Origin of the sequence: Vibrio sp. V12_P9A6T4 (genome assembly GCF_963874835.1) — a bacterium.
In the GTDB taxonomy this organism is placed as follows: Bacteria; Pseudomonadota; Gammaproteobacteria; order Enterobacterales; family Vibrionaceae; genus Vibrio; species Vibrio anguillarum.
In genome coordinates, this window is record NZ_CAWNJO010000081.1 from 1 (window position 1) to 19,160 (window position 19,160).

The 19,160-nt window shown below is 44.3% G+C and carries 16 protein-coding genes; 9 read left to right on the forward strand and 7 right to left on the reverse strand.

The window, feature by feature from the left end:
• The first annotated feature begins 172 nt into the window (after positions 1-172).
• Positions 173-895 (forward strand): oxygen-insensitive NADPH nitroreductase, encoded by a 723-nt coding sequence (nfsA, locus tag AACQ42_RS13155; protein ID WP_094166361.1) that lies wholly within the window; start codon positions 173-175, stop codon positions 893-895.
• 40 nt (positions 896-935) lie between these two features.
• Here the strand turns inward: nfsA and AACQ42_RS13160 are convergent, their stop codons facing one another.
• The 3 genes from AACQ42_RS13160 to rdgC form a co-directional block, all read right to left on the reverse strand.
• Complete coding sequence (locus AACQ42_RS13160; protein WP_013857525.1) at positions 936-1,190, reverse strand: YfhL family 4Fe-4S dicluster ferredoxin; 255 nt, start codon at positions 1,188-1,190, stop codon at positions 936-938.
• Between the two features lie 2 nt (positions 1,191-1,192).
• On the reverse strand, positions 1,193-2,593 hold the full coding sequence (gene trhP / locus AACQ42_RS13165) for a prephenate-dependent tRNA uridine(34) hydroxylase TrhP (protein ID WP_047689061.1): 1,401 nt from the start codon (positions 2,591-2,593) through the stop codon (positions 1,193-1,195).
• 162 nt (positions 2,594-2,755) lie between these two features.
• Positions 2,756-3,670 carry a recombination-associated protein RdgC gene (gene rdgC, locus AACQ42_RS13170; RefSeq protein WP_094166362.1) on the reverse strand — a complete coding sequence of 305 codons (915 nt, stop codon included), beginning with the start codon at positions 3,668-3,670 and terminating at the stop codon, positions 2,756-2,758.
• A gap of 190 nt (positions 3,671-3,860) precedes the next feature.
• On the opposite strand from rdgC, the gene phoB reads away from it, so the two are divergent.
• Genes phoB through AACQ42_RS13185 form a run of 3 tightly spaced genes read left to right on the forward strand, consistent with a single transcriptional unit; the run spans position 3,861 to position 6,828 of the window.
• Complete coding sequence (gene phoB, locus AACQ42_RS13175; RefSeq protein ID WP_013857522.1) at positions 3,861-4,550, forward strand: phosphate regulon transcriptional regulator PhoB; 690 nt, start codon at positions 3,861-3,863, stop codon at positions 4,548-4,550.
• Positions 4,551-4,570: 20 nt separating this feature from the next.
• A complete protein-coding gene (gene phoR / locus AACQ42_RS13180; protein ID WP_013857521.1) occupies positions 4,571-5,872 on the forward strand; it encodes a phosphate regulon sensor histidine kinase PhoR in 1,302 nt (433 codons plus the stop codon).
• The gene (locus tag AACQ42_RS13185) at positions 5,869-6,828 is read left to right on the forward strand and encodes a PstS family phosphate ABC transporter substrate-binding protein (protein ID WP_017046240.1); all 960 of its coding nucleotides are present in this window, start codon (positions 5,869-5,871) and stop codon (positions 6,826-6,828) included. The genes phoR and AACQ42_RS13185 overlap by 4 nt, the downstream gene beginning before the upstream one ends.
• A 41-nt stretch (positions 6,829-6,869) precedes the next feature.
• On the opposite strand, the gene ppx is transcribed toward AACQ42_RS13185, so the two are convergent.
• Both ppx and ppk1 read right to left on the reverse strand, forming a co-directional pair.
• A complete protein-coding gene (gene ppx, locus AACQ42_RS13190) occupies positions 6,870-8,375 on the reverse strand; it encodes an exopolyphosphatase (RefSeq protein WP_017046241.1) in 1,506 nt (501 codons plus the stop codon).
• Positions 8,356-10,455, reverse strand: a complete 2,100-nt coding sequence (ppk1, locus tag AACQ42_RS13195) for a polyphosphate kinase 1 (protein ID WP_013857518.1) — start codon at positions 10,453-10,455, stop codon at positions 8,356-8,358. Before ppk1 ends, ppx begins: the two co-directional genes overlap by 20 nt.
• A gap of 249 nt (positions 10,456-10,704) precedes the next feature.
• Between ppk1 and AACQ42_RS13200 the strand changes: the two genes are divergently transcribed.
• Genes AACQ42_RS13200 through phoU form a run of 4 tightly spaced genes read left to right on the forward strand, consistent with a single transcriptional unit; the run spans position 10,705 to position 16,148 of the window.
• On the forward strand, positions 10,705-12,906 hold the full coding sequence (locus AACQ42_RS13200; protein ID WP_094166363.1) for an ABC transporter permease subunit: 2,202 nt from the start codon (positions 10,705-10,707) through the stop codon (positions 12,904-12,906).
• 39 nt (positions 12,907-12,945) lie between these two features.
• Complete coding sequence (gene pstA / locus AACQ42_RS13205) at positions 12,946-14,592, forward strand: phosphate ABC transporter permease PstA (RefSeq protein ID WP_094166364.1); 1,647 nt, start codon at positions 12,946-12,948, stop codon at positions 14,590-14,592.
• Positions 14,593-14,594: 2 nt separating this feature from the next.
• The gene (gene pstB / locus AACQ42_RS13210) at positions 14,595-15,413 is read left to right on the forward strand and encodes a phosphate ABC transporter ATP-binding protein PstB (RefSeq protein WP_010320428.1); all 819 of its coding nucleotides are present in this window, start codon (positions 14,595-14,597) and stop codon (positions 15,411-15,413) included.
• A gap of 36 nt (positions 15,414-15,449) precedes the next feature.
• Positions 15,450-16,148 carry a phosphate signaling complex protein PhoU gene (phoU, locus tag AACQ42_RS13215; RefSeq protein WP_010320427.1) on the forward strand — a complete coding sequence of 233 codons (699 nt, stop codon included), beginning with the start codon at positions 15,450-15,452 and terminating at the stop codon, positions 16,146-16,148.
• Between the two features lie 66 nt (positions 16,149-16,214).
• On the opposite strand, the gene AACQ42_RS13220 is transcribed toward phoU, so the two are convergent.
• Complete coding sequence (locus tag AACQ42_RS13220) at positions 16,215-17,051, reverse strand: copper homeostasis protein CutC (protein WP_013857514.1); 837 nt, start codon at positions 17,049-17,051, stop codon at positions 16,215-16,217.
• Positions 17,052-17,208: 157 nt separating this feature from the next.
• On the reverse strand, positions 17,209-17,820 hold the full coding sequence (locus AACQ42_RS13225; RefSeq protein WP_010320425.1) for a peroxiredoxin C: 612 nt from the start codon (positions 17,818-17,820) through the stop codon (positions 17,209-17,211).
• A gap of 196 nt (positions 17,821-18,016) precedes the next feature.
• On the opposite strand from AACQ42_RS13225, the gene AACQ42_RS13230 reads away from it, so the two are divergent.
• Complete coding sequence (locus tag AACQ42_RS13230) at positions 18,017-18,919, forward strand: hydrogen peroxide-inducible genes activator (protein WP_013857512.1); 903 nt, start codon at positions 18,017-18,019, stop codon at positions 18,917-18,919.
• Positions 18,920-19,160: the final 241 nt, after the last annotated feature.

Sequence of the window (19,160 nt, forward strand, 5' to 3'; positions counted from 1 at the left end):
TCCTTATTATTTTTTAGAACATTCCTGTTCTTCAATAACTTCAATAAAAGTATCGCCCCCATACTGCATTAAACCGATCTTTTCTGTGCTAATTTTAAGTTTGCATTTTTACGGCATCAGTAGGTAATGCTTGCTAAGATAGTGGCAATATCCTCGTAGGGAAAAATATAAGATGAATCCAGTCATTGAAACTATTCTTGCACATCGTTCTATCCGATCTTTTACCGATCAGAAGATAACTCCAGATCAGCTGAGTACAATTATTTCCGCTGGTATTGCGGCATCATCATCGAGCCTATTACAGGTTAATTCAATCATTCGTGTTACAGATAAAGATAAACGCGAGCAGTTGGCTATACTGGCGGGTAATCAAGCTTATGTTGCAAGCGCTGCTGAGTTTTTAGTGTTCTGCATTGACTATCAACGTCATTACGCCATTAATCCTGAGGTAAAACCAGAGCTGATTGAACTCACTTTGATTGGCACTGTAGACGCTGGGATCATGGCACAAAACTGTTTATTGGCGGCAGAATCGATGGGATTGGGTGGTGTTTATATTGGCGGCTTAAGAAATTCACCTAAAGAAGTGGATGAGTTATTAGAGCTTCCTCCATATTGCGCAGTGTTATTTGGTATGTGTTTGGGGTATCCGGCTCAGAATCCACAACTAAAACCTCGTTTATCTCCTGAGGTAATTGTTCATGAGAATACCTACCATGCTTTGAGTTATGTTGAAATAGAGCAATATGATGAGACGATGAGAGCTTATTATCAGACGCGTTCTTCCAATACCAAGCAAGCGGCTTGGTCTACAGAGGTAACGGCTAAATTAGCACAAGAATCTCGACCTCATATGTTGAACTATCTCAACAGTAAAGGCTTAGCACACCGATAAAAAAGAGCCCAATCTTAACGATTGGGCTCTTTTACAATGATTAGGCTAAACCTTGAATAACGACGAATTTTTCAAGTAGTTGATGTTCAGTTTCTATGTGTTCTGGATCGGTAATGATGCAGTTTGTTATCGGACATACGGATTGACAGGTGGGCTTGTCGTAATGTCCTTTGCATTCAGTACATAGATTAGGATCAATTTCATAGATCCGGTTGCCCATAGAGATCGCGCCATTCGGGCATTCCGGATCACACATATCACAGTTAATGCATTTACTGGTGATCAATAATGCCATAACTACTTGCCTACGGGATTACGAGTATCTTGGCCAGCATTCAAGTTACGCATTAACAGAGCAAAGTTTAAATCCAACTCTTCAGGAACCGGGATATAAACAAAGTGACCATTTCCTTTTGCGTCATCAACAGTTTCACCTTTGCGGTTTTCCATTGCTTCAAGTCTGAAGACAACATTCCCTTTTGGGGTCATCAGCTCTAAACTATCACCTAAGATAAACTTGTTTTTAACTTCAACTTCAGCCATTTCACCACGACGTTTACCCGTAAATTCGCCAACAAATTGCTGTGAATCTGAGACTGAATAGCCATAGTCGTAGTTTTGATAAGTATCGTGTGTATGGCGTCGCAAGAAACCTTCGGTATAGCCACGGTGTGCAAGGCTTTCTAACGTGCCCATCAGGCTTTCGTCAAATGGTTTACCTGAAACTGCGTCATCAATTGCTTTGCGGTACACTTGAGCTGTACGAGCGCAATAATAGAAAGATTTAGTACGGCCTTCTATTTTTAATGAATGCACGCCCATTTTCGTCAATCGTTCTACATGCTGTACGGCTCGTAGATCTTTTGAGTTCATAATGTAGGTGCCATGTTCGTCTTCAAAAGCGGCCATCTTCTCTTCTGGACGATGGCTTTCTGAAAGCAAAACCACATCATCAATCGGTTTGCCTAAACCAAGTGTATTATCAGGGCGCTCTTCTTGTATCTCGATAGTTTGAACTGCTGCTGGATCAAATTTCTCGACAATTTGACCGGTTTCGTCTTCTTTGGCTGATTCAACTTTGTATTCCCAACGACATGCATTAGTGCATGTTCCTTGGTTTGGATCACGTTTATTAATGTAGCCAGACAATAGACAGCGACCTGAATAAGCCATGCATAATGCGCCATGAACAAAAATTTCGAGTTCGGTCGTTGGACATTGCTCACGGATCTCTTCAATTTCTTCCAACGAAAGTTCGCGTGATAGAATCACTCGTTCAACGCCTTGGGATGCCCAGAACTTAACTGTTGCCCAGTTAACAGCATTGGCTTGAACTGAAAGGTGAATAGGCATTTCAGGAAATGCTTCACGAACCATCATGATAAGCCCAGGGTCAGACATAATGAGCGCATCTGGTCCCATTTCAACCACAGGCTTTAGATCTCGGATGAATGTCTTAAGTTTTGAGTTGTGGGGTTGAATATTACAAACCACGTACAATTTTTTACCCAAAGCATGTGCTTCATCGATACCGATTTGCAGGTTTTCATGGTTAAATTCGTTGTTGCGTACACGAAGGCTATAACGAGGTTGGCCGGCATAAACGGCATCTGCACCGTAAGCAAACGCATAACGCATGTTTTTTAGACTGCCCGCCGGTGATAGTAGCTCGGGGACAAAAGGGGTATGTGTGCTCATTGTTTTTCTCTAATCTGATCTCAAGTCAGGCCAATACCACCTGATGGTATTGGAGGGGCGCAAATTTTACGTTAAAAATAACCTTATGCCTAGTAGGGATCGTAAGCGATACAAAAAAGCCCAACACTTTTAAGGGTATTGGGCTTTTGCATGATGCTTTTGTTAAGCGTTCGGGTGAGGAAGGCCGCCGAGAACGTCAAATAAGTTAGGCAAAAATGCTGACATTTCACCACACATTAATGAGAAATCGGCATCAAAGCGAGCCGCTTGCTCTTCTCGTGGAATATCTTCATTTTGTTCTTTGAGCTCATCGCTAAATGCCAAACGCTTAATGCTACAATCTTCAGTCAGAATAAAGCTCAGGCGATCTTGCCAGTTCAATGCCAGTTTAGTGACAACTTTATTGGCTTCAATATGGCTTAAGATCTCATCGCTTGTCAGTTCTTGTTTCTTACAGCGGATCACTGCGCCATCTTCTAATAACGACTTTAATTCAGCTTCATCCAACAAGCTAAACCCTTGTGGTAGTTCGCCACTTTTAACCCACTGAGTAAGTGTTGTTTCTACCGCTTGTTCTGGGATCGCAGGTACTACGGGTAGGCTACCCATGGTTTTGCGTAGCAGCGCCAAAACGTCTTCAGCTTTTTTGTAGCTTGCGGCATCGACTAAAATGAAGCCTTGCTTGGGTAGGATAAGCACAAAGGTGAGATTGCTGCGGCTAAATGCTCTAGGTAGGAGATCGATGACAATATCTTCCTTGAGGCTTTCCTTCTCCTTTTTCTTGAGAGGTCGCCCTTCTTCCACTTCCATCGCTTCAACTTTGGCATTCAAAGAATCTTTAATGACCGAAGCAGGTAACATCTTTTCTTCTTTTTTCGCGCAGATCAGAATACGGTCTTCAGAAACGTGGGTCATCATGTCGCCGTGTTTACCCATTGCGTTAACCCAACCAAATTTTTGCTTATCTTGGCTGCCGCATGGCGTAAAACGAAATTCGGCCAGTTGTTTTTCGAGCTGATCGGCGTTGAATTCTACATCGCGATTAACACGATAAACCATACAGTTTTTAAACCACATATTCTTTCTCTTACTTAATTAGAAGACGCAACATGATAGGGGATTTGAAAGCTAAAGTCTTAAATCAATTTCAAAATATAATCATGAACTTGATAAGAAACTTATATGAAAAATTGTTTGCAAAGGTCACAAAAGTGTCATAATTGTTTCCCATAATGCATAGCGTTGATTACATAGAAAGGTTATTCAAATGTCTAGAAGGATTCTGGTTGTTGAAGACGAAGCACCCATTCGCGAAATGTTGTGTTTCGTGCTTGAGCAAAAAGGTTATCAAGCTGTTGAAGCGGAAGATTACGACACGGCGGTGAGTAAACTGGCTGAACCCTTTCCCGATCTTGTGTTATTAGATTGGATGTTGCCCGGCGGGAGTGGTATCAACTTTATTAAGCATATGAAGCGTGAAGAATTAACACGCAACATTCCTGTTGTGATGTTAACCGCCCGTGGTGAAGAAGAAGATAAAGTTCGCGGCCTTGAAGTGGGTGCGGATGATTACATAACCAAACCTTTTTCGCCTAAAGAGTTGGTTGCTCGTTTGAAAGCGGTTATCCGGCGCGTCACACCGACAGCACTGGAAGATGTGATCGACGTGCAAGGATTGAAGTTAGATCCTGTCTCTCATCGAGTAACGGCTAATGATAATGCCTTAGAGATGGGGCCGACGGAATTCAAAATGCTACACTTCTTTATGACGCACCAAGAACGCGTCTATAGCCGTGAGCAGTTATTGAACAATGTGTGGGGTACCAACGTTTATGTTGAAGACCGCACTGTCGATGTTCATATACGCCGTCTGAGAAAAGCGTTAGAAGAGGCTGGCCACGATAAATTAATTCAAACAGTACGTGGTGCCGGTTATCGCTTTTCATCCAGAACATAAAGGATTAATTAAGGTACGAAATGGTTGAACGTTTAACGTGGAAAAGGCTGGCTTGGGAGCTGGCTTTTTTTTACTCTCCTTGGATTATCGTTGGCTGGATCTTTGGCCATATGGCTTGGCTGCTGCTAGCGGCTACAGCGTTGCAACTGATTTGGCATTTGCATAACCAAATGCGTTTGTCGGCTTGGTTGTGGGATGAAAAACGTTTAACGCCGCCTTCCGGGACTGGAAATTGGGAATACCTGTTTAATGGGATTTACCGTTTACAGCAACGCCAACGTAAAAAACGCAAAGAACTGACCAATTTGATCCGCCGCTTTCGTAACGGGGCTGAATCGCTACCCGATGCGGTGGTGGTGTTCCGTGACGAAGGGAACATTGTTTGGTGTAACCGACTTGCACAGCATCTGCTCGGTTTTCGCTGGCCAGATGATGCAGGTCAACCTATCTCAAATTTATTGCGCGCCCCTGATTTTATCAAATATCTGCAAAAAGATGATTTCACAGAACCGCTTGAAATGCGCTCTCCGCTTAATGTTGAGCGCATGTTAGAGCTGCGTATTGTACCTTACACAGAAGGTGAGCATTTGATGGTTGTGCGTGATGTCACTCAGTTGAAACAGTTAGAAGGCATGCGCCGAAATTTCTTTGCTAACGTTTCTCATGAACTGAGAACGCCGATGACGGTGTTGCAAGGGTATCTTGAGATGACAGAAGACCCTGACATGCTGGTAGGGCCGATGTGGCCTAAGGCACATGGAGTGATGACTGAGCAGTTAAACCGTATGAACAGTTTAGTCAATCAACTGCTGACGTTGTCAAAAATTGAAGCGGCGCCAATGCATGAGCTGGATGAAGTGGTTGATGTTCCGGCTATGTTGGAAGTACTTGAAAAAGAAGCGATCAGTTTAAGTGGCGATCATCATCACCGACTGCATTTTGATGTCGATAAGCGACTTAAAGTATTGGCCGATGAAGATCAACTGCGCAGTGCTATATCAAACCTTGTTTATAACGCCGTCAAATATACGCCTCCGGGAGCGGAAATTAATGTGCGTTGGTATCAAAACGCGCAAGGTGCTTGTTTAGACGTGGTGGATAAAGGGGAAGGGATTGAGCCACAGCATTTACATCGTTTAACGGAACGTTTTTATCGTGTCGATAAAGCACGTTCGCGAGATACCGGAGGAAGTGGGCTTGGGCTCGCGATTGTTAAGCATGCATTGTCACATCATGACACGCATTTGCAGATTCACAGTGAAGTGGGTGTTGGCAGCAAATTCTCTTTTATTTTGCCTAAACGTTTGGTTGTGCTGTCATGATACATCGCATATTTACAGCCTTTCTCTATTTTTACTTGCTGGTTACCACGAACGCCGTGAGCGCTCAGCCGCTCGTGGATTATTCAAAAACTAACGGTGTTGCAGGTAGTTTACTTTCCGTGGGGTCAGACACTCTGGCAGGAATGACGACGCTCTGGGTTGAAGAGTTTAAGACGATCTACCCCAATATCAATGCTCAAGTACAAGCCTCAGGTTCCTCCACCGCGCCTCCTGCTTTAACTGAAGGAACGGCGCAATTTGGCCCAATGAGTCGCCCGATGCGTGGTCGTGAGATTGAAGCATTTGAACGCGCTCACGGTTATAAGCCGACGGCATTGCGGGTTGCGATAGATGCCATTGGTATTTTTGTACATCGAGATAATTCAATCAAAGGGCTTAATTTTACTCAATTAGACAGTATTTTCTCATCCACGTTGCGCTGCGGTGCTACACAACCGACCAATACTTGGGCGCAATTGGGCGTTGATGAGGATTGGGCCAAACGGGGAATTCAACTGTTTGGCCGAAATTCGGTGTCGGGAACCTATGGCTATTTCAAACAAAACGCATTGTGTGGTGGGGATTTCAAAAAGGGAGTAAACGAGCAGCCGGGATCGGCATCGGTTGTACAATCGGTTGCTTCATCGATCAATACTATCGGTTATTCTGGTGTTGGTTATCAGGTTTCTGGTGTGAAATTGATTCCGATAGCCAAACAAGGCGATCAGTTTATTGCCGCAAGTTATGAAAATATTCTATCAGGTGCTTATCCGTTATCTCGCTATTTGTATGTGTATGTGAATAAACATCCTAATCAGGATCTGCCACCCATGCAGCGAGAATTTATCCGTTTCATTTTTTCTAAGCAAGGACAAGCGATTGTTGGGAAAGATGGTTATGTGCCTGTCAGTGCCGAGTTTGCTCAGCAAGAACTAGCTAAAGTGGGCATAAAATAACGAGCTGTTCGCTCGCTATTTTTAATCAAACCCAATTCAAATTAAACATTGAGCTGCCAACCGACACTTCGCCAATACTGTTGTTCGCACATCAGATCCGCATGTAATAATTTATTATTTTCTAACCAATTGGCGTCTTCACATTCTAGTTTCCACTCATCATCTTTTGCGCTGAGTGTCAGCTCAGGAAGAGGATCATCATTACGTTGGCTATTGACAACAATCGCTAAACGCAACACGCGGATGAGGCCAATAATGTGCTTTTTCTTAAACAAGGTGAAATCATTCATTTCTTGCAGCTTGAGGGATTTGCGTTGAAAGCGCGCTAAGGTCGACAGCACTTGCTGTTGCTCGCTGTTAAAACCGGGCATGTTGGTGTGACGCAGAATATAAGCAGAGTGTCGGTGAAAGCCTTGTAAGTTGATGCTCAATCCCACCTCATGCAATAACGCTCCCCATTCCAAAAGATCAAACAGTTCGCTGCCTTTTTTCAATCCTAGCTCTGGGGTCACATTCTGTAGAAACTCTTTTGCATGGCCTTTGACTTTGGCTGCATGCTCTAAGTCTACCAGATGTTTCATCGCGAGGTTTTCAGTGGTGCGTAAACGGATATCGGAATACTTGAACCGATCTTCCATCTCATAAAGCAAGCCTTCTCGTAATGCACCATCAGAAAAATGCATCTCTTTCACACGCAGCGATTTTAAAACCGCGCTTAAAATGGCAACTCCCGCAGCAAAAACGGGTTTTCTATCGTCAGTCAACGCGCTGAGTTCGATCTCATCAATACTTTGCCATTCACAGAGTTTTTCTATGAGTTTATTGACTCGCTCAAGCGTGATGATGCCATCATCAAAGCCCAAACCAATCAGTACTTCGTGAATGGCTTTGATGGTTCCTGACGAGCCGAAGGCGACTTCCCACCCTTTTTTGCGATATTTCGCCGCAATAGATTCGATTTTTTGCTCGGCGGCTAATATCGCATGAGCGAAGTTTCTGCTTGAAAGCCTACCATCAGCGAAGTAACGGTCGGTATAGCTGACGCATCCCATTTGCTTGCTATTGATTAGGTCTGGATCAAACCCTTGGCCAATCACCATCTCGGTGCTGCCGCCACCGATATCCACCACCAACATAGACGCTGCTTGAGGTTGAGTATGTGCCACGCCTAAATAAATTAAGCGTGCTTCCTCAGCTCCGGGAATGATTTCAATAGGGAAAGGCAGTACTTGTTTGGCTCGTTGCAAGAATGTATGAGCATTATTGGCTTGACGCAGTGTATGCGTGGCCGCGATACGCACGTTTTCAGGTTCGAAACCTTGCAACCGCTCGGCAAACATCGCTAAGCATTCAAGTCCTCGCTCTATGGCATCGGCATCCAAATTTTTTTGTTCATCTAACCCAGCCGCCAAGCGTACACGTTGCTTATGGCGGCTCACCAGTTGCAGATCTTGATCGACGACTTTGGCCACCACCATATGAAAGCTGTTAGAGCCTAAATCGATGGCCGCAATATCGCGAATAGTATTAGTTGGGTTGATTGTCATGTAAGGGTTCTTTGCTCTTTCTGGTCTGTCTTTCTACATTCTTAAGATAGTCGTAGATGGCAAATTGTGAACGCACTTTTTTACGGTTACCACGTTCTACATAATTATTGCTCATCTCTTTGTCTATCCAGCGCGCTTTCACTGTATCGGTAAATTGTAAATTCATAATGTCAATCATACGCTGTTTCAAACGTGGGTCACGAATTGGTGTCGTTACTTCGATACGATGATCGATATTGCGCGTCATCCAGTCGGCAGAGGAGATATACACCAGCGGGTTGCCATCATTGTGCGTAATAATGACACGAGGGTGTTCCAAAAAGCGATCAACGATGCTGATGATTTTGATATTGTCACTCACGCCCTCAATTCCCGGAACCAGCGAACACATGCCCCGGACGATCATCTTAATTTGTACGCCCGCGCTGCTTGCGCCATACAGTTTATTGATTAACCCTTTATCCACTAAGTTATTTAACTTTAAAGTGATTGCGGCTTTTTTGCCAAGTTTCACATTGGCGATTTCACTGTCGATTAATCGATAAAGCTGAATACGAGAGTTTCTTGGCGACACGATGAGATGGCTAAATTTAACTGGGCGGTAAGGGTTTTCAATATAGCCAAACACGTTTCGTACTTCGGTAGCAATTTCATTGTCGGCGGTTAGTAGTGAAAAGTCCGTATAGATACGGGCGGTTTTTTCATGGAAGTTGCCCGTGCCTATGTGCGCGTAGCGAACGATGTTGTCCTGTTCTTTGCGGCTAATGAGCAGCAATTTAGAGTGAATTTTTAATCCGGGAGCACCGAAAATTACTTGGACCCCCGCTTCGGTTAAAATACGTGACCATTCAATGTTGGCTTCTTCATCAAACCGTGCTTGTAACTCAACCACTACCACCACTCGTTTGCCATTGTGTACCGCATCGACGAGCGAGTTCATTAGGCGAGAATCTTTGGCAACACGATAAATATTGATTTTGATGCTGATCACTTTGGGATCAAACGAGGCTTGTCTTACCAACTCGGTAATGTGTTCAAATGAGTGGTAAGGGTAGTGAAGTAGAATATCCTGAGCGCGAATTGCATCAAATGCATTGGCAAAACCTTCAAAGTCAGCACATTGCATGGGTGGTAGCGGCTTGTTTTCTAAATAGTCACGCCCCACGTTTGGGAACCCAATGAAATCTTTAAAGTTATGGTAACGACCACCAGGCAGAAGGCTATCATAGTGCGATATTTTGAGTTTTTCGCACAAGAATTTAAGCATTTTTGTCGGCATTTCACGTTCATAAACAAAGCGTACGGGCATAGCACTTAAGCGTTGATTCAACCCTTCTGACATCTGTTCTAACAAACTGTATTCGACTTCCCGTCGCAAGTCATATTCCGCATCACGTGTCATTTTCATCGCGTAACCCGTGAGCTCTTCATAGTCAAAAAATCCGCGGAAAATCTCATCGAGACAGTGGCGAATGATGTTGTCCAATAAGATGATGGTTTTGCGGCGTTTGCCCTTTTGCTCCGGCACCATGACAAAGCGCGGTAGGTGGTCTGTCGGGATTTCAATCAGCGCATATTGGCTGCGGTCATTGTGTTTGAGATCAACGGCAATATAGGCGTATTCATCTTTCAAAAATTGCATGACATCAATGTCGTCAGTCATGAGCAGCGGTGTAATATGCGGGCGCACTTCTTTATGGAAATACTTAGTGATCCATTTTTTCTGAGTCTCATCCAACTGCGTTTCATTAACCAAGAAGATACGGCGACGTGCCATTTCTAAAATAAGCTCATTATAGAGATTGTCGAAATCTTGGTTGAGTTTGAACGCCTTACTTTGCATTCGTGTCAGCAAATGCTTGGTAGTATCGTTACCACCACGTTCTCGGTTGATCAAAATTTGCCGTTTTACATCGGAAAAGCGAACTTTATAGAACTCATCCAGATTGTTAGAAAAAATACCTAAAAACCGTATTCTCTCGATTAAAGGCACGGTTTTATCTGCGGCTTCTTGCAATACGCGTTCATTAAACGAAAGCCAGCTCAATTCCTTGTCGATATACAACTTGTCCGTACTCATTCATGTTACCTTTTAACTCAATTGACGTTTTTTACTGACTCACCCTCTGTGTGCTGATTGTGCGATTCTGCACAGCAATCAATTCGGGTATTGATGATTATGCAAACTATGCCTTTTATGTGACATTTTTATTTCAAATAGGCAAGTTGAGTATAGTTGTTTTATTTTCAGTCGTTTATTGCGAGTTGTAATATACTTGTCACGAAAATTACATATTATACGCAGACAGGAAAAAGGGTAGAGAGAGCAATGGCACCAAGTGAATTTTCATTGAAGGAACGTGACAGAAAACGGCTTATAAAAGATCGTTTGGTTCGCCTTGCAGTGAGTTTTGGTGGCGTGAGTGTACTTGGCGCTTTAGTGCTGATTTTTGTCTATCTTGCGATGGTTGTTTTCCCTCTTTTTGGTAGCGCAAAAATTGAAAGGAACGTGGCGCAAGTGAGTATAACCACTTCCAATCCTCAATTTTTGGCCATAGATGAATACGGCGAGAATGCCTTTGTTGTTGACCTTGACGGCAGCATGAACTTTTGGCCCTTGGACGGCAAAACGGAACACGCATTGTGGTCGGATAGTCTCCCTATTCGCGTTGATTTTTTTAGCCAAGCTCCCCCGCTGGATGGATGGTTTGCCGCTAGCAATGCGGCGGGAGAGGTCTTTATTGCTCGCCCTAAATTCAGTTATCTTCATAGCGTGGAAGGTCGCCAGTTTTCTCCTTATCTTGAGCGCGTCAGTTTACCCTCTACCTTTCGGCTGACTCATAAAACGCAAACGTTACGCCAGTTTGCCTTCGCCGTTACTGATGAGGCACTTTTCTTTGCTTCTTATCTCGATAATGATGAGGTGATAGTACAAACCTTAACGAGTGATAACGTCGAGCCAATTCAGCGCTTTGTGTTTCAAGGCTCATTTCCTTCTTTGGACCAATTGCTTTTTACGCCAGATGGTAAAACGCTTTATCTTCGCTCAGGGTCCGAATTGGTTGTTGCAGTTAAGAGTCGTCAAGGTTATTTCGTGCGAGAAGTAGTTGATTTAAGCCAAGGTAATTCCGATCGAGCCGTGACACAAATCAACTTATTGTCCGGTGCTTATTCGCTACTGGTGACTCACCGTAACGGCTTAGTGTCACAATGGTTTGATGTGCTGCAAAATGAAGAACGTCAACTGACTCAGATTCGTAAGTTTAAATTAGCGCCGCAGGTGACGCTGTTACTGCCGGATACTTATCGCAAAGGTTTTTACAGTTTCTACCCTAATGGCACAATCCAAAGTCACTATACGACCAGTGAAAAACTGGTGTTGTTTGAGAGGATGTACAACAAAGCCCCTCAATTGGCCGCCATGTCCAATAATGAGCTTTATCTCGCTACGTTGAGCGAGCAGAAGATCAGCGTGGCAAAAGTGGATAATGATTATCCTGAAATATCACTCTCATCATTGTGGCAAAAAGTGTGGTACGAAAGTTATCCTGAGCCTCAATATGTGTGGCAATCGACGTCAGCGAACGATGAATTTGAGCCTAAGTTTAGCCTAGTACCGATAGCCTTTGGCACTCTTAAGGCCGCGGCATACGCAATGTTATTTGCGATACCGATTGCGGTGTTTGGCGCGATTTACACGGCTTATTTTATGTCACCGAGAATGCGCCGAGTGGTGAAGCCGTCGATTGAATTGATGGAAGCGTTACCAACCGTCATTATTGGTTTTTTAGCGGGGTTGTGGTTTGCACCATTAATTGAAAGCCATCTCGCGGCGGTCGGAGCGCTGCTGCTATTTTTACCCATTGTGATGTTACTCGTTGGGCTAGGTTGGCACCTGTTACCGAGAGCATGGGTGCGAAATTTTTCAAATGGGTGGCACGCATTGATACTAATCCCCGTATTAGTCGTTAGTGCAGTGGTTATCTTTTCGTATAGCAGCCAAATTGAAGTTTGGCTATTTGATGGCGATATTCAGATTTATCTCGCGCAAAACGGCATCGCTTTTGATCAGCGTAATGCGCTGGTGGTTGGTTTTGCGATGGGCTTTGCCGTCATTCCAACCATTTTCACTATTGCGGAAGATGCGATCTTTTCCGTACCTAAACATCTTTCTGATGGGTCATTAGCATTAGGCGCAACACCTTGGCAGACATTAACCAAAGTCGTGTTGTTAACGGCAAGTCCTGGCATATTCTCGGCGATCATGATGGGGTTGGGGCGAGCCGTCGGAGAAACAATGATCGTTCTTATGGCGACGGGTAATACACCCATTTTAGATTGGAATATTTTAGAAGGGATGCGCACCCTATCGGCAACGATTGCGGTTGAGTTACCAGAGTCGGAAGTGGGGAACTCCCATTATCGGTTGCTTTTTTTAGCGGCACTATTGCTACTCATGTTCACCTTTTGTGTGAACTCGATTGCTGAATGGGTCAGACAAAGGTTGCGTGCCAAATATCGCGCTTTGTAATCAAGGTGCTTTGTAATCAATTGGGAAAAATCATCACAAATGTTTAAGTGGTTTCAATCAGGTTCACCTTGGATATGGTTAACAGGCGGTGCTGTCAGCATCAGCCTGATTTCGGTATTGGGCTTGCTCCTGTTTATTGGTTGGAAAGGATTAACCTATTTTTGGCCGACGCCACTTTATCAATGGCAAACTCAAGAGGGACAAGCTCTGGTTGGTCAGCTCTACTCTGAGGAAAATGTGCCATTAACACACTTAAGAGCGTTAGATGTTACGTGGCCCAAAGCCATACTGGATGCTGGGCAAGTGAAGCGGCTCAGTATCAAAGTCGCTAACCGAGAGCGAAATCATGCGGACTTTGTTTCGATACTGGATGTTAAACTGTCGGATAAACAAATGCCTAGCGGGTGGGCGGTAATAGAACGTAAGAGTAACGGACAGTTTTATGGCAAGCCGATTGCTTATGTGCAAACCGATGGAAGCGAGAGTTCGGATGTTCAAACCATGCTCGCTGCAGGAATGCAGGATGTCGCGTTATTGAGAGAGCAAATTGACGATGTGATTGACCAAGAGATCAGAGTCATTGGCTTTGCCGCCGAAAAATTACGTTTAGAGAAGCGTCGTAAAGAACTCAATGGAAAGCTAGAACGAACCTATTTAGATCACTATTTTCATAAAAAGCAGGATTTGGATAGCCAATTAGCTATTGCCGAACAAAAGTTAGATGCGCTGCGCCAGCAAATGAATGGGCCGTCGTTGATTGTTGAAGAGATGAGTGGGCAACGAGTGGCGATTCCACTTAGCCAAATTCTCGATATTTGGTATCCCAATGATATGACTTTGGGGCAAAAATTGGTCCAGTGGGGAAAGCAGGTGTGGCTCTTCCTATCAGAAGATCCCCGAGAATCGAACTCTGAAGGTGGCGTATTTCCAGCCATCTTTGGCACCGTGCTGTTGGTGTTGTTGATGTCGATTATCGTCATGCCACTTGGTGTTGTGGCGGCTATTTATCTGCACGAATACGCAAAAGAGAATCTGTTTACTCGTATCATTCGTGTTGCGGTTATCAACCTTGCTGGTGTGCCATCGATTGTTTATGGGGTGTTTGGTCTTGGTTTTTTTGTTTACACCATAGGCTCATCGATTGATACGCTACTCTATAGCGAAAGGTTACCGGCCCCTACTTTTGGTACGCCTGGCTTACTGTGGTCGGCGCTCACATTAGCGGTGTTAACTCTACCCGTAGTAATTGTGACGACGGAAGAAGGGTTAACACGGATTCCCAGCGCAGTACGCCATGGCTCGTTAGCATTGGGCGCTACCCATTTTGAGACGATTTGGCGCATAGTATTGCCGATGGCAAGCCCTGCGATTATTACTGGGCTTATTCTCGCCATTGCGCGAGCCGCGGGTGAGGTTGCCCCTTTGATGCTGGTGGGTGTGGTCAAACTGGCGTCAAGTTTGCCTGTGGATGGCGAGTTTCCCTTTGTACATCTTGAGCGAAAATTCATGCACTTAGGTTTTCATATTTACGATGTTGGTTTCCAAACGACCAACATCGAAGCGGCTAGGCCACTGGTGTACGCCACTTCATTTTTATTGGTGACAGTGATTGTGGCACTGAATTTAACGGCCATCAGTATCCGCAATAACTTGCGTGAGAAATATCGAACGTTAGGGCAAGATTAATTATGTTTTCCATCAATCAAACTTTGGGTTATCACGCCCCGTTAGATGTCAATAATCTGAGCGATCAACAAACGGCGATTGCGATTGAAGATCTGAATCTGTTCTATAAACAGACTTGTGCGCTGAGCCATATTTCAATGCGCATTCCCAAAGGGCAAGTGACGGCGTTTATCGGCCCTTCCGGTTGTGGTAAGTCAACCTTACTGCGCTGTATTAACCGGATGAACGATCTGGTCGAAGGGTGTCGAGTTGAAGGTGAAGTCAAACTGCATGGTAGAAACGTCTATCACCCAGATGTGGATGTTGCCACGTTGCGCCGCCGAGTGGGGATGGTATTCCAGCGACCCAACCCATTTCCGAAATCCATTTATGAAAACGTGGTGTATGGGCTTCGTCTACAAGGAATTAAAAATAGCCGTACTTTAGATGACTCCGTTGAGCGAGCTTTAAGAGCCGCTGCGTTATGGGATGAAGTGAAGCATCGCCTACATGAAAATGCATTTGGCCTTTCGGGTGGGCAGCAGCAACGCTTAGTGATCGCCAGAGCGATTGCTATTGAGCCAGAGGTGCTGTTGCTTGATGAGCCAACGTCCGCGTTAGACCCAATTTCTACGTTGACCATCGAAGAGTTGATTAACGATCTCAAAACCAAATACACAGTGGTGATTGTGACGCATAACATGCAACAAGCGGCAAGAGTGAGCGATCATACGGCTTTTATCCATATGGGAAAATTGATTGAGTATGCGGATACTGACTCTATTTTCACCTCCCCATTGAAAAAACAGACGGAAGACTATATTACTGGTCGATATGGTTAATACTTTCGTCAATAGCGATATTCAAAAGGAACGATGATGCATCTAGGTCGCCACATTTCAGGACAGTTCAATGTTGAACTTGAATCGATTCGCACTCATGTATTGACGATGGGCGGGCTGGTGGAGCAACAACTCTCTTTTGCGATGCAAGCATTGCATAAAGATGATGCCGATCTGGCCAGAAAAGTCGTTCGGGATGATCACAAAGTGAATGCGATGGAAGTCTCTATTGATGAGGCTTGCACGCGTATTATCGCTAAGCGACAACCGACAGCCAAGGATCTGCGCTTGATCATGGCGATCATCAAAACCATTACCGACCTTGAACGAATTGGTGATGTTGCCACCAAAATTGCCTACGTCACTATCGAAAGCCCTTCACCTAAAGAGAGCAAATTTCGAGTTTCTCTTGAACCTTTATGCCGACAAGCCATTGCAATGTTGCACCAAGTGTTAGACGCTTTTGCGCGGATGGATCTTGAATCGGCTGCTGAAGTGTACCGCTTGGATGATAAGCTGGATGCCGAATATGAAGCCGTGATCCGCCAACTGATGACCTATATGATGGAAGACCCTAAAAATATCCCACATATATTACAAGTCATGTGGTCTGCACGAGCCATCGAACGCGTGGGTGATCGCTGCCAGAATATCTGCGAATACATCATCTATTTTGTCAAAGGTAAGGATGTGCGCCACTTAGGTAAACAATCGATTGATGACATTCTCAAATAGCCTTTTGGGTAAAGTAAGGTGAAGGAAAGTGATTCACCTTACATCAAGACATAACGGTCGCCGAAGTTAAGAAAGCTGGCGTAATACCTCTTGGATTTTAGCCGGATCGGTAATTGGGATGAGGGTGTCATCGACAGACTCTTGGCCCATTTTCACCGCATTGGCGATCATATCCATGCTACTTGCACGCGTGGTTTTGCCGGACAAATGCACTTCTGTGATGCCCGTTTCACGGATAATGTCAGTCACGTTTGATGCGTTTAAGCCAGCCCCAGCCATAATAGAGAATCGACCATTCGCCAGTTTCACCATGTGTGCAATTACGGCTCGTCCTGCATAGGCATCTGGCGCTAACCCTGAAGTAAGTACACGCTCACACCCTAATTTTGCAATGTCTTCAATCGCTTGTTCATAGCTGTGGCATTGATCAATCGCACGGTGGAAAGTGGTACCCAATCCTTGCGCGGCTTGCATCATCAGTAAGCTTGCTTCAAGGTTGATGGTGCGATTCGGATTCAAAATACCAAAGACGATGCCGTCTAGTCCCGCCTGTTTTGCCATCTCGATATCGATCAACATCGAATCGAGATCATCCTGATCATAAAGAAAGTCGCCTTGACGTGGACGAATCATCGCGTAAACAGGAACGCTCGATATTTGTGCGGCCTTTTTCATTAAACCAAAGCTGGGCGTCAGTCCACCCAATGCGAGCGACGAACACAATTCAATGCGAGTAGCCCCGCCTTTAATGGCGTTGTGTAGCGATTCAATATTATCAATACACACTTCAACTTGAATATTCATAGCAAAATCCTGCTGGAAAAATTTGGTTAATGTTAGCAAGTTAGAGTAGTGACGTCTGTGTGATTGAGGTAAGAAATAGGGGTAAAGTTTACCAACCAATGCTGCCTCATTTTCGCTAAATGAACGACAACGAAAAAGCCCAAAGCGTTAGCTTTGGGCTTGGATAAGGACTTTACTTCTTAACTGATTGGCGATGCGTTTTACGCTTTATTATATGTCCAACCATTGACCCGAGTTGAGCGCGGGCTAAGGAGAATTATTTCTTGCCTAGGTCGTCTGAGTGCTCAGCTAGGAATGCTGCAACACCTTTTGGAGATGCATCCATACCGGCTTTGCCTTCTTCCCACTGTGCTGGGCACACTTCACCATTCTTTTGGTGGAAGTTAAGCGCATCAACCATACGTAGCATTTCGTCGATGTTACGGCCTAGTGGTAGGTCGTTCACAACTTGGTGACGTACAAGACCATCTTCGTCGATGAGGAAAGAACCACGGAAAGCAACGCCTGCTTCTGGGTGCTCAACATCGTACGCTTTACAGATTTCGTGCTTCACGTCAGCGATTAGCGGGTATTTCACTTGGCCAATACCGCCGTTTTCGATAGCGGTATTACGCCATGCGTTGTGAGAGAATTGAGAATCGATAGATACACCGATTACTTCAACGCCTTTCGCTTGGAAATCTTCGAAGCGTTTGTCAAAAGCGATAAGCTCTGATGGGCAAACGAAAGTGAAGTCTAGTGGGTAGAAGAAAACAACCGCTTTCTTACCTTTAGTAAATTCTGCGAAGTTGAAGCTATCAACGATTTCACCGTTACCAAGAACAGCTGCTGCAGTAAAATCAGGGGCTTTACGACCAACTAGTACCATTTTTTTGCTCCTAAGAATAAGGTTTAGTTCCAAACCAGTGATGAGCACTGGTCCAGTCCGTTTTTGAACGAGACAAACTATAGTACAGATTGTAGGATAGTAAAAAGCGAAATAAATAGATTAGTCTCATCGAAAAAAGCGATGAGCTCTAATGACGGAATCAGAAACGGCACTCAAATAAGATAGTAGTAGAACGATGAATAAATGGCCCAGTTTGAAGCAGTTGCACTATTTAGTAACACTCTACGAAACACGGCACTTTAGTGATGCCGCTGAACGTTGTTTTGTTAGTCAATCTACCCTAAGTAAAGGGATCCAAAATTTAGAGGAATTAATAGGCTGCCCGCTTTATGAAAAGGATAAGAAAGCTCCGTTAGTGTTTACCCAAGCGGGAGAGCTGGTTGTTAGCCAAGGAAGAGAGTTACTTGCCAAAGGACAAGATTTAGTGGAACTCGGCAAGGTTTGCCAAGGCGATGAGATGCAAGGTCAGCTTAAGCTGGGTTGTATTCCAACCATTGCTCCATTTTTACTGTGTGATTTAGTGCAAGAAGTGAATGTCCGCTTTCCGAAGTTGAACTTATTATTACGAGAAGATACGACGACGAACCTTTTGGCTGCACTGCGTCATGGAGAGCTTGATGTGTTGATTTTGGCTTTGCCTGTCGATATCGGCAAAATGGAGAGCCGAGTCGTGGGGATTGATCCATTCAAAATGGTGATCAGCCGTCATCAAATGGATAGCATCCGTGTGCCAATCAAGTATGCTGACCTGCCTGATGAATCGGTGTTTTTGCTCGAAAATGTGCATTGTTTAACGGATCATGCTGTGTCGGCTTGCAAGTTAACCGCCAAAGAGAAAATTAATCCATTTACCGCAACCAGTTTACATACCTTAGTGCAGATGGTCGCCAATGGTTTAGGGACGACTTTCATTCCACAAATGGCAATCAATCATGGCTTAGTTGAAAACCAAAATTTAGTGGTCATCGAGCCTCCTGGTCAGCAAGCGTATCGAGAGATTGGTTTAGTTTGGCGGCCAAGTTCATCGCGAACTCACACTTTTAAGCAGTTAGCGGATGTGGTTTCTGGTTTACTTTAGCGATTAGTCTTACTCTTTCCTTTGCCTAAAAAATCAAAAAGTCACTTTTAATGTGGCTTTTTTCAGTTTTTTATTCTGTTAGTGTTTTTAAACTTGTAAAATTTTACAAACAATTCTTGATGAAGTTTTCATAAAATCAAAAATCTTTACAGCCACAATTTTACACATCCTATTTTCTCTTGCGTTTAAAAAGAAGCCATCTGTCTCGCTCGGTTAGTCGTAAATTCAAGCCTTACTGCGT